General features: G+C 66.8%; 12 protein-coding genes. 3 read left to right on the top strand and 9 right to left on the bottom strand.

What is annotated here, in order from left to right:
- Positions 1 to 38: 38 nt before the first annotated feature.
- The 9 genes from VAE53_RS04820 to VAE53_RS04780 form a co-directional block, all read right to left on the bottom strand.
- Positions 39 to 1007 carry an alpha/beta hydrolase gene (locus tag VAE53_RS04820; protein ID WP_322818236.1) on the bottom strand — a complete coding sequence of 323 codons (969 nt, stop codon included), beginning with the start codon at positions 1005 to 1007 and terminating at the stop codon, positions 39 to 41.
- Entirely contained in the window at positions 1004 to 2320 is a 1317-nt protein-coding gene (locus tag VAE53_RS04815) for a CoA transferase (protein WP_322818235.1), read from the bottom strand. The genes VAE53_RS04820 and VAE53_RS04815 overlap by 4 nt, the downstream gene beginning before the upstream one ends.
- Entirely contained in the window at positions 2317 to 3519 is a 1203-nt protein-coding gene (locus tag VAE53_RS04810; RefSeq protein ID WP_322818234.1) for a CoA transferase, read from the bottom strand. The genes VAE53_RS04815 and VAE53_RS04810 overlap by 4 nt, the downstream gene beginning before the upstream one ends.
- Before the next feature lie 213 nt (positions 3520 to 3732).
- Positions 3733 to 4440 carry an ABC transporter ATP-binding protein gene (locus tag VAE53_RS04805; RefSeq protein WP_322818233.1) on the bottom strand — a complete coding sequence of 236 codons (708 nt, stop codon included), beginning with the start codon at positions 4438 to 4440 and terminating at the stop codon, positions 3733 to 3735.
- Positions 4427 to 5329 (bottom strand): ABC transporter ATP-binding protein, encoded by a 903-nt coding sequence (locus VAE53_RS04800; RefSeq protein WP_322818232.1) that lies wholly within the window; start codon positions 5327 to 5329, stop codon positions 4427 to 4429. The genes VAE53_RS04805 and VAE53_RS04800 overlap by 14 nt, the downstream gene beginning before the upstream one ends.
- Complete coding sequence (locus tag VAE53_RS04795; protein ID WP_322818231.1) at positions 5326 to 6471, bottom strand: branched-chain amino acid ABC transporter permease; 1146 nt, start codon at positions 6469 to 6471, stop codon at positions 5326 to 5328. The genes VAE53_RS04800 and VAE53_RS04795 overlap by 4 nt, the downstream gene beginning before the upstream one ends.
- Complete coding sequence (locus VAE53_RS04790; protein ID WP_322818230.1) at positions 6464 to 7420, bottom strand: branched-chain amino acid ABC transporter permease; 957 nt, start codon at positions 7418 to 7420, stop codon at positions 6464 to 6466. Before VAE53_RS04790 ends, VAE53_RS04795 begins: the two co-directional genes overlap by 8 nt.
- A 96-nt stretch (positions 7421 to 7516) precedes the next feature.
- On the bottom strand, positions 7517 to 8752 hold the full coding sequence (locus tag VAE53_RS04785; protein WP_322818229.1) for a branched-chain amino acid ABC transporter substrate-binding protein: 1236 nt from the start codon (positions 8750 to 8752) through the stop codon (positions 7517 to 7519).
- A 172-nt stretch (positions 8753 to 8924) separates the two neighbouring features.
- Positions 8925 to 9275 carry a rhodanese-like domain-containing protein gene (locus VAE53_RS04780; protein WP_322818228.1) on the bottom strand — a complete coding sequence of 117 codons (351 nt, stop codon included), beginning with the start codon at positions 9273 to 9275 and terminating at the stop codon, positions 8925 to 8927.
- Between the two features lie 122 nt (positions 9276 to 9397).
- On the opposite strand from VAE53_RS04780, the gene VAE53_RS04775 reads away from it, so the two are divergent.
- The 3 genes from VAE53_RS04775 to VAE53_RS04765 all read left to right on the top strand — a co-directional run.
- A complete protein-coding gene (locus tag VAE53_RS04775; protein ID WP_322818227.1) occupies positions 9398 to 9898 on the top strand; it encodes a hemerythrin domain-containing protein in 501 nt (166 codons plus the stop codon).
- 69 nt (positions 9899 to 9967) lie between these two features.
- Positions 9968 to 10867 carry an SDR family NAD(P)-dependent oxidoreductase gene (locus VAE53_RS04770; RefSeq protein WP_322818226.1) on the top strand — a complete coding sequence of 300 codons (900 nt, stop codon included), beginning with the start codon at positions 9968 to 9970 and terminating at the stop codon, positions 10865 to 10867.
- A gap of 97 nt (positions 10868 to 10964) precedes the next feature.
- Positions 10965 to 11191, top strand: a 227-nt coding sequence (locus VAE53_RS04765) for a molybdopterin-guanine dinucleotide biosynthesis protein MobB (protein ID WP_322818225.1), incomplete at its 3' end; no start/stop codon positions are given.

The raw sequence follows: 11191 nt of genomic DNA, 5'->3' as shown, positions 1-11191 counted from the left end.
TGGGTGGAAGCTGGGGTACCGATGGGTGACAGCGCGCGTCAGGCGGTGGGGAGGGTGGCGAGGAATTGGAGGAGGTGGGCGGTGACTTCGGCGGGGCGCTCTTGCTGGGTCCAGTGCCCGCAGCCTGGGAGGATGGCGAGGATGCGGAGGTGGGGGACGACGTCGCGGATGCGGTCGATGGCTGGTGGATTGCGAGCTGGATCGCGGGAGCCGGTGATGAAGAGGGCGGGCTGGTGGACGACCGCGTGGGCGAGGTCGGCGGTACGCTCCCAGTTGCGGTCGAGGTTGCGGTACCAGGCGAGTCCGCCGCGGAAGCCGGTTTTGGAGAAGGCCGCGACGTAGACCTGGAGGTCGACCGGGCGGAGCCAGGAGGGGAGTGTGGCTGGTGGGGCGAAGGAGTCGATGAAGCGAGCGCCTTTGCGGATGGGTCGGAATCGTTCGGCGGGCGGGGCGTCGCCGGAGATGGACCAGAGGAAGCCGGCGAGGGAGGCGCTGACGTCGGCTTCGAGTTCGGATTCGGCGAGGCCTGGCTGCTGGAAGTAGTCGATGTAGTGGATGTGGTCGGGCCCGGCCGCCTCGCGCAACGTTTGGAGAGGTGGCCGAGGCGGGCGGGCGGCGTATGGGACGCTGAGCGAGCCGACGGCTCGGACGAGGTGTGGGTAGCGGAGGGCGGTGTGCCAGGCGACGGGCGCGCCCCAATCGTGTCCGATGACGACGGCGGGGCGGTTGCCGGTGTGGCGGATGAGGGCGGCGACGTCGCCGGCGAGTGCTTCGAGGTCGTAGGCTTCGATTTCGGGCGGGGCGGAGCTGGCTCCGTAGCCGCGCTGGTTGGGGACGACGACGCGATAGCCGGCCGCTGCGAGGGGGCCGAGTTGGTGGCGCCAGGAGTAGGCGAGTTCGGGGAAGCCGTGGAGGAGGATGACGGTGGGGCCGGCACCGGCTTCGTAGACTTCGAGGTGGATCCCGGGAGCGGTGGGAACGAGGGTTTTGGTGGCGCCGGGGATCATGCGTTGGCGATGACGTCGGGGTCGAAGGTGGTGGCGACGTGGCCGGCGGCGGCGAGTTTTTCGATTTGGGCGTCGTCGAGGCCAAGGACTTCGCGGTAGACGTAGTCGTTATGTTCGCCGAAGAGGCAGGGGGGCGTGCGGAGGTCGACGTCGGATTTGGAGAATCGGTAGGGTGGGCGGAGCCAATCGACTTCGGGGTAGTCGTCGGTGGCGGGGAGGCGTTTCCAGGCGTTGGTGGCGGCGAGGTGGGGGTCTTCGGCGGCTTCTTTGGCGTCGAGGACGGGGCCGGCGGTGACGCCGGCGTTCTGGAGGGCGTGGAAGAGTTCGTCGCGGTCGCGGGTGGCGGTCCACGCTGCGAGGTGCTGTTCGATGAGGTCCTGGGCGGCGACGCGACCGGCTGCGGTGGTAAGGGTGGGGTCGGAGGCCCAGGCGGGGCGGCCGAGGAAATCGACGAGGGCTTGCCATTCGGTGTCGCTTCGGCAGGAGATGGCGATCCAGCGGTCGGAGCCGGCGGTGGGGAAGACGCCGCTGGGGACGTGGCCTTCGATGGAGCGATTGCCGATGGTGCGGTGTTCGCGGCCGTTCCAGGCTGCGTCGAGGGCTGCCTGGGGGAACATATGGGCGGAGGATTCGACCTGGGCCATTTCGATGGTCTGTCCTTGGCCGGTTCGTCGTCGATGGCGCAAGGCGGCCATGATGGCGATGGCGCCATGCATGCCTCCCCAGAAGTCGCCGGCGAAGATGCTGACGTTGTCGATGGGGGCGGTGTCGCGGTAGCCGCGGAGGATGGTGGAGCCGGCGACGCTATCGATGTGGGCGCCATAGCCGCGGCCTTCGACGTAGGGGCCGGTGCGCCCGAAGGCCGGCATGTGGAGGATGATGATGTCGGGGCGGATGGCACGGATGGCGTTGTCGTCGAGGCCGAGTTTTTCGAGTGTGCCGATGGCGAGGTTTTCGGCGAGGACGTCGCTGGTGGCGATGAGCTGTTCGACGATGGCGCGTCCTTCGGGCCGGCGGCTATCGACGGTGAAGGATTTTTTGTTGCGGAGGACTTGGATGAAGGCGGGGCTGTTGTTCCAAGGGCGGGGGCCGGGATCGGGCGGGTGGCCGGCGATCCACGGGGGCATGAGCTGGGCCATCATGGCGTTCATCCGGGGGCTTGCGGCGCGGGTCATAGGGTTCCAGATGAAGGGGTTTTCGACTTTGATGCACTCGGCGCCGAGGTCGGCGAGGTACATGGTGGCGGTCTGGCCGGCCCAGACGGCGGTGAAGTCGCAGATGCGGATGCCTTGGAGGGGGAGGGGGGTGGTCATGCGATGACTCCGGAGGCGATGAGGGAATCGATGGCGGCTGGTTGGAGGCCGGCTTCGCCGAGGATGGCGCGGGTGTGTTCGCCGAGGCGTGGTGCGGCGGTGCGGATGCGCCATGGGGTCTTTTCGAAGATGTAGGGGCGGCCGAGCATGGGGAGTTGGCCGAGGTCGGGGTGCTGGATGGTGGTCCAGAAGCCGCGTTGGTGGAAGGTTTCGTCGTTCCAGAGGTCGAGGCCGGTGTAGAGGGGGCCGCACATGACGTGGTGCTCGCGGGCGGCTTGCCAGACTTCGGCGCGGGTGCGTTCGAGCATCCAAGGGTAGACGATGGCGTCGACGGTTTCGCGGGCGCCGGGCTGGAGGGCGGCGAGGGGGCTATCCCATGCGGGGTCTTGGAGGGTTTCGTCGCCGATCATGTCGACGAAGCGTCGCCAGTAGGTGCCGGGGAGGGCGGCGATTTCGACGAAGCCATCGGCGACGGGATAGATGCCGCCGGCGAGTCCGGAGATGTGGGAGGTGGGGCGGTCTTGGATGCGGCCGGAGAATCGGTAGGCGAGGATGCTGGAGCTGCGGCGGTCGATGTTGCTGATCTGGGTGGTGAAGCAGGGGACATCGACGAGCTGTCCTGTTCCGTGGACTTCGTAGGCGGTGAGGGCGCCCATGGCTGCGACCGCGGCCATGGCGCCGCATTGGAGGGTCGCTGCTGTTCCGCCGAGTTTGAGGGGCTCGCGGTGGGCGAGGCCGTGGCTGTACATTTCGGCACCCATGGCGTAGACGACGAGGTCGTCGAGGGTGTAGTCGCGGTAGGGCCCGTCGTGGCCGAAGTTGGTGATGGCGACGACGGGGATGTCTTTGTAGCTGGAGAGGGTGGGGTAGTCGATGCCGAGCCGCTCTTCGACGCGGGGTGGGGAAGCGGTGACGACGAGGTCGGCCATGGCGACGAGGGCGCGAACGAGGTCTCGCGCGGGGGGCTTTTTGAGGTCGACGACGACGGACTCTTTGTTGGTGTTGAGGTACTGGAAGGTGGCGCTGCGTTCGGGCCCGGGCTGGTCGTGGAGGAATGGGGGGAGGTTTCGGGCGGGGTCGCCGCCTGGTCGTTCGATTTTGATGACGCGGGCGCCGAGGTCGGCGAGGAGTTTGGTGCAGTAAGGGCCTGCGAGGTGGCTGGTGAAGTCGAGGACGGTGACGCCCTGGAGTGCGTCCATGGTGCTCCTGTCGCGGTGGGGTTGGTGCCGCGGAGATTGTGCCTGAAGGATGGCTCGGCTGTCCTGTGAGGGGTATCGGGGGCGCGGATGGTCTGCCGGGTGCGCGGATGGTGCAGTGGTAGAATTGGCCGCCAGTTGTCGGGGGAACGAAGGGGTCGTTTGGAAGGGGGCGGGAGATGCTCGGTTCTGGTGATCTGGTGGCTGGGCGCGGGGCTAGGCTTCGCCGAGGTAGGCTCGGCGGACGGAGTCGTCGCGGCTGAGTTCGGCGCCGGTGCCGGAGATGGTGATTTGGCCGGATTCGATGACGTAAGCGCGGTCGGCGATTTCGAGTGCCATGAGGGCGTTCTGTTCGACGAGGAGGACGGTGGCGCCTTCGCGTCGGATTTCCTGGATGGTTTGGAAGATGGTTTCGACGAGGACGGGGGAGAGGCCCATGGAGGGTTCGTCGAGGAGGAGGAGGCGTGGGCGCGCCATGAGGGCGCGGCCGATGGCGAGCATTTGCTGTTCGCCGCCGGAGAGGGTGCCGCCGGGCTGGCGGAGGCGTTCTTGGAGGCGGGGGAAGAGGCGGTAGACGCGGTCGAGGTCTTGTTGGACGGTGTCGTTGCGGGTGTAGGCGCCCATGAGGAGGTTTTCGTGGACGGAGAGGCTGTGGAAGATGCCGCGGCCTTCGGGTACGTGGGAGAGTCCGAGGCGGACGATGGCGTGGGGCTGGAGGCGGTCGATGCGTTGGCCGGCGAAGGTGATCTGGCCGGATCGTGGGCGGATGACGCCGGAGATGGCGCGGAGGGTGGTGGATTTGCCGGCACCGTTGGAGCCGATGAGGGTGACGATTTCGCCTTCTTCGACGTGGAGGGAGATGCCTTTGACGGCGAGGATGGCGCCGTAGCCGGCGTGGAGGTCGCGGATGTCAAGGAGTGGCATGGCCGTCTCTCTGGATGGCGCGGGTGCCGAGGTAGGCTTCGATGACGGTGGGGTTGCGCTGGATGGCGGCGGGCGGGCCTTCGGCGATTTTGCGGCCGTAGTCGAGGACGGTGATGTTTTCGCAGACGCCCATGACGACGCGCATTTGGTGTTCGATGAGGATGATGGTGGTTTGGAATTCGTCGCGGATGCGGCGGATGAGGTTGACCATGGCGCTGGCTTCTTGGGGGTTCATGCCGGCGGTGGGTTCGTCGAGCAGGAGGAGGCTGGGGCGGGTGGCGAGTGCGCGGGCGATTTCGAGGCGGCGCTGGTCGCCGTAGGGGAGGTTGCGGGCGAGGTCGTTTTCGCGGCCGCGGAGTCCGACAGCGGCGAGGAGTGCGCGGGCGCGGTCGAGGGCGGCGGATTCGGCGGCGCGGACGCGGGGCGGGCGAGCGATGGCGCCGGCGATTTCGACGATGCCGCTGGCGGCGGCGCGGGGAAAGCCGCGGAGGACGAGGAGGCGTTCGATGACGGTCGGGTAGACGGGTCGGCGGGTGCTGAGGATGTCGGTGCCGCCGACGGCGATGTGTTGGTGTTCGCCGACGAGGACGTTTTCGAGGACGGTCATGTTGGCGAAGAGGCGGATGTTCTGGAAGGTGCGGGCGATGCCGAGTCCGGTGATGACGTGGGGGGGCAGGCCATCGATGCGTTGGCCGGCGAGGTAGACGGCGCCGGCGGTGGGACGGTAGAAGCCGGTGAGGCAGTTGAAGAAGGTGGTTTTGCCGGCGCCATTGGGGCCGATGAGGCCGTGGATTTCGCCGGGAGGGACGCGGAGGGTGACGTCGGCGAGGGCGGTGAGGCCTTCGAACTGCATGCCGAGGCCGTCGACGATGAGTTCGGCGGCGGTCATGGGGCGGCTGCCGGTGCGGGGGGTTCGTCGTGGGCGAATTCGAGTCGCCGGCGGGTGGAGGGCCAGAGGCCGGAGGGGCGGAGGACCATGACGAGGACGAGGAGTGCGCCGAAGATGATGAAGCGGGTGTCGTCGGCGAGTTGGGCGCCCCAGGTTTCGGTTGGTGGGAGCCGGCCGATGGAGCCAGGGGTGATGGCGTCGAGCCCGCCGATGATGGCGTTGAGGGTTTCGCGGAGCCATCCGAGGTTGGCGAGGAAGTCGCTGGTTTCGCGGAATTGGAGGATGCGGGGGACGCCGACGAGGATGAGGGAGCCGAGGATGACGCCGGGTGTGCTGCCCATGCCGCCGATGATGACGATGGCGAGGACGTCGATGCTGACTTGGAGGGAGAATGCGGCGGGGCTGATGAAGCCGATGAAGGATGCGTAGATGACGCCGCCGAGGCCGCCGATGGCGGCGCCGGTGGCGAAGGCGAGGAGTTTGTATTTGGTGGTATTGACGCCCATTGCGGCGGCGACGTCTTCGTCTTCGCGGATGGCTTCCCAGGCGCGCCCGATGCGGGAATCGCGGAGGCGGGTGGTGCAGAAGCCGACGAGGACGGCGGCGGCGATGACGAAGTAGTACCAGCGGGTGAAGTTATCGATTTCTATGCCGAGGAGTTCTGGGCGGGGGATGGCGGAGAGCCCCTGGGAGCCTCGGGTGAGGTCGTCGCGGTTGATGAGGAAGAGGCGGATGATTTCGCCGAACCCGAGGGTGACGATGGCGAGGTAGTCGCCCCGGAGGGGGAGGACGGGGAGGCCGAGGAGGAGGCCGACGCCGCTGGCGATGAGGATGCCGAGGGGGAGGATGAGCCAGAAGTCGAGGTTGGCGTCGATGGGCGAGCCTGGGGAGGTGAGGAGCCCCATGGTGTAGGCGCCGGCGGCGAAGAAGGCGACGTAGCCGAGGTCGAGGAGGCCGGCGAAGCCGACGACGACGTTGAGGCCGAGCCCGAGGAGGGCGAAGAGGGTGACGAACACGAGCATTTGGACCCAGACGTCGCTGACGAAGAAGGGGACGAGGCAGCAGAGTGCGAGGAAGAGGGGCCAGCGAAGTTGGAGCAGGATGGCGAGTGCGGGGGGGCGGGTGGGGTTGGGTTCAGGCACGGGTCGTCCTCCGTTCGGCGAAGATGCCGGTGGGCCGGAAGATGAGGATGCCGACGAGGAGGGTGAAGGCGATGACGTCGCGCCACTGGTTGCCGAGGTCGATGCCTGGGAGTTGGTTGAGGAGTTCGCGTCCGACGGTTTCGGCGAGGCCGAGGGCGTAGCCGCCGGCCATGGCGCCGGGGATGCTGCCGATTCCGCCGAGGACGGCGGCGGTGAAGGCTTTGATGCCTGGGATGAAGCCCATGGAGCCGCGGATGGTTTGGAAGAAGAGGCCGTAGAGGACGCCGGCGACGCCGGCCATGGCGGCGCCGAGGATGAAGACGAAGACGATGGTGCGGTTGACGTCGACGCCCATGAGGGAGGCGTTGGTGGGGTTTTCGGCGACGGCCCGGATGGCGCGTCCGAGGCGGGTGCGTTGGATGATGGCGTAGAGGATGGCCATCATGGCGATGGAGCTGGCGATGAGGAAGAGCTGGATGTAGGTGATTTGGAAGGGGCCGGCGGTGAGGGAGCCGCGGGGGAAGATATCGGGGTAGAACTTTGCCCGCGCGGAGGTCTGTTCGAGGACGAGGTACTGGAGGAAGATGGAGACGCCGATGGCGCTGATGAGCGGTGCGAGGCGAGGGGCGTTGCGGAGGGGGCGGTAGGCGAGGCGTTCGACGATGACGGAGGTGCTGACGGAGGCGGCCATGGCGACGATGACGGCGCCGAGGATGGCGACGGCGATGGTGGGACCGGCGAGGTCGTTTCCGCCCATGGCGACGAGGGCGCCGTAGCCGGCGAAGGAGCCGATCATGAAGACTTCGCCGTGGGCGAAGTTAATCATTTTGAGGACGCCGTAGACCATGGTGTAGCCGAGGGCGATGAGGGCGTAGAGGCTACCGGTGGTGAGGCCGTTGACGAACTGGTCGGACCAGAAGCTGACGGAGAGTGGGAGCGCTGCGAACATGGGCGTTCCTGAGCGGGGTTGACGTGCGGAGAGGCGCCAGGGGCCTGGCGCCTCTCCGCTGGGCGACGGGAGTATGGGGGCCGGCGCCCTTGGACGCTACTGTTTGAGCTGTTCGAAGGCGCCGTTTTTGACGACGAAGAGGCTGACGGGGGTCTCGCCGCCGACGTTTTCGCCGCGGCGGTCGAATTTGATTTTGCCGGAGGCGCCGTCGATTTCGGTCTTGCGGATTTCTTCGTTGAGCTTCGCGAGGTCGATGACGAGTTTGCCGTCTTTTTCGCTGGCGACTTTTTCGAGGGCGTTGAGGATGATGGTTGCGGCGTCGTAGGCCTCGGCGACGAAGGGGCTGGCGTCGCGCTTGATGCCGGTTTCTTTTTCGAAGCGGTCGCCGAAGGTCTGGTAGGCGGTGCCGGTGTAGACGGGGCTGGGGAGCGAGAGGTAAGCGCCCTCGGCATCGGCGCCGGCGCCTTTGATGAATTCGTCGTTTTTGACGCCGTCACCGGCGAGGAATTTGACGTCTTTCATTTCGGCGCGGAGCTGTTTGATGAACGGGGTTGCTTCGGAGTAGAAGCCGGCGAAGTAAACGATGTCGGGATTCTGGTTCTTGATGTTGGTAACGATGGCTTTGAAGTCGGTCTGCTTTTTTTCGTAGCCTTCGCTGCCGAGGATTTTGCCGCCTTCGGCTTCGAAGGCTTTTTTGAAGGCGTCGCGGAGGCCGGACCCGTAGGCGTCGGTGTCGTAGACGATGTAGGCGGTCTTCGCGCCGAGGGTGGCTTTGGCGAATTTGGCCTGGGCCGGGCCTTGGATATCGTCGCTATAGGTGGTGCGGAGGAAGGTCTGGAAGACTTCGCCGCGGTCGGGGTAGGTGGGCTTATGAGCGGTGGACGACGGCGAGACGTGGGTGATGCCTGCCTGTTCGTACTGGGGCTGTGCGGCGACGACGGCGCCGGAGCAGACGGGGCCGACGACGGCGACGACGCCCTCTTGGATGAGCTGGGTGGCGGCGGAGGCGCCGCCGTCGGCGGAGCAGAGGTCGTCTTTGGAGACGACCTGGATGCTGTGGCCCTTGATGGTTTTGTCTTTGGCGGCGAGTTCTACGGCTTTCTGGATCGGTTCGCCGATGCCTTTGAGGTCGCCGGAGAGTGGGCCGGAGTAGCCGATCTTGATGGGCTGGCCGGAGGCGATTTCGACGGTTTTGAAGCCGGCCTTTCCGTAGGTTACGTCGCCGCCGGTGTCGTCATCGTCGTCTCCGCCGCAGGCGACGGCGAGGACGGTGGCGAGGGCGGCGATGAGGAGAAGCCAGGTGACCCTGGTCCATCCCCGAGCGTTGGACATCGTTTTTTCCCTCCTGGAGTGAAGCTGCTCGTGCCGGGCCGGTGACACGGGTGGCGGGATTCGTCACGTGCAGCGGGCGAATCCTAGTCATGCGGTGAGCCGATGGTCAAGGTGGCCTTACCTGTCGGTAAAGGAAGGGTGCCGAGTCGTGATGTATGGGGTGGGGGTTTGCTTAGTCGCCGGTGGGGAAGCCTGCTTCGACCCAGGCGAGGGTGCCGCCTTCTACGTTGTAGAGGGGAAGGTCATCGAGGCCGGCGGCGGTGGCGAATTCGGCTGCGAGGGCGCTGCGCTGGCCGCTGCGGCAGATGAAGAGGACTTCTTTGCCGTTGGCGAATTCGCGGATTTGCTTGATTTCGTTCATGACGGTGTTGACGGGGATGAGCCGGGCTCCGGTTGCGTGGACTTCGACGTATTCGTGGGGGTCGCGGACGTCGATGAGGACGGCTTCGCCGCGGTCGAGTTTTTGTTTGGCTTCGTGGACGGTGATGCGGGTGAAGGGTTCGCGCGGGTCTTTGGTGGCCACGGGTGCTACTCCGGTTTCGTTCGCAGTGGTTTGGGGAAAGGGTAGCACGGGGGCTGGGTGAGTTGCCCCGGGGGCGCGGGGACGTCAGACTCGGCGGGGAGTTTCGCCGGGGGTAGGTGTCGATGGACCGGGTGATCGGGCCGTACCGGGAGTGGCGGGCATCGCTTCGTGGGGGGCTGCCGCGGCTGATGAGGGCGGCGGCGGCGGTGGGGCGAGGGGACGAGGGGGAGGCCAGGGCTGCTTTGGCGGAGGCGCTCGGTTTTGTGGAGGGGACGCTGCTACCGGCTTCGGATGCGGAGGAGTTTACGCTCTTTCCGACGGTCGATGGGGTGATGGGTACGGTGGGCTCGTGCGATGTTCTGGTGCACCAGCACGGGGAGATGCGGGCGATGGTGGGGGATTTGCGGCGGGTCGTGGCGGCGGCGAACGAGGGCGGGGAGGCGGGCGCTTATGCGAGGTATCTCGAGCCGTTGCTGTACGGGCTCTACGCTTTGGCGCGGGCGCACCTCGACGCGGAGGACGCGGTTTTTCTGCCGCTTTTGGACGAGCACTTGAGCGAGAGTCAGGTGAACGTGTTGTTGGAGAACAGCGAGCGCATCGCGGGTGCGAAGGCGATGCGGTGAGGTGCGACGAACGCTGACGTGAGGGTAAGATTGCGGGCCATCGCAGGTTGAACGGACTGGAGGTTCGCAATGGCTGGTCGGCTGGATGGGAAGACGGCGATCGTGACGGGTGCTGGGCGGGGCATCGGGCGGGAGGTGGCGCTGTTGTTTGCGCGGGAGGGCTGCCGGGTGCTGGTGAACGATTTGGGGACGTCGGTGGCGGGGGAGGGTGCGGACAGTTCGCCGGCGGCGCAGACGGTGGCGGAGATTCGGGCGGCCGGCGGGGAGGCGATTCCGCATTTCGGTGATGTGGCGGACTTGGAGGCGGCGGAGGACATGGTGCGGACGGTGTTGGACGAGTGGGGTCGGCTGGACGTTGTGGTGAATGTGGCGGGGATTCTTCGGGACCGGATGGTGTTCAACATGACGGAGGAGGAGTGGGACGCGGTGATTCGTGTCCATCTGAAGGGGACGTTCGCGACGACGAAGTTCGCTTCGCTCTACTGGCGGCAGGCGCGGCATGGGGGGCGGCTGATCAATTTCACGTCGGGTTCGGGGCTTTTCGGAGCGCCGGGGCAGCCGAACTATGCGGCGGCGAAGATGGGCATCTGGGGTTTTACGTTGAGCTGCGCGAGGGCGTTGGGCCGCTACGGTGTGACGGCGAACTCGATCGCGCCTGGGGCGGCGACGCGGATGACGGATACGGTTCCGGCCGATCGCTCGGCGCAGGGTTCGGGGCGGGTGAGCTCGGAGGCTGCGCGGGGGACGGAGCGGGACCCGGCGAACATCGCGCCGCCGCTGGTGTACCTGGCGAGCGACGCGGGCGGCTGGATTACGGGGCGCTGTTTTGGAATCGCTGGGTACCGCATCACGCTCTACAACAATATTGCTCCGCAGGTGGTGCTGCAGGGGGCGAAGCCGTGGACGGTGGACGAGCTGTTCGAACGGATGGAACCGACGTTCAAGTCGTTCGTTGCGCCGGCCCAGTAGGGCCGATAGGGTCGGGATTTTGGCGCTGATGGGACGGAGAAAGGGTAGGCAGCCGCGGGGATGATGGTGTGGCTGCGGCTGCGGCTGGGAGGCGACGATGACCGATGGACCCGCTGGGCCGGTGGTGGTGTGTGTTCGGGGACCTTCGCGGTCGGGAAAGACGGCGATGATCTGTGGTTTGCTGGAGCGGCTGGCGATTCCGGGGCTGCGGGTAGCTTACGCGAAGCGGACGCACCACGAGCTGGACCTTCCGGAGAAGGCTTCGGACGGGTGTGGCGGGCGGGGCCGATGTGCTCATTCTGGAGGACGATATCCACGGCGAGG

The sequence above is a fragment of the Tepidiforma sp. genome (assembly GCF_034432735.1).
Lineage (GTDB): Bacteria > Chloroflexota > Dehalococcoidia > Tepidiformales > Tepidiformaceae > Tepidiforma.
This window is presented reverse-complemented; position numbering and strand designations above follow the sequence as displayed.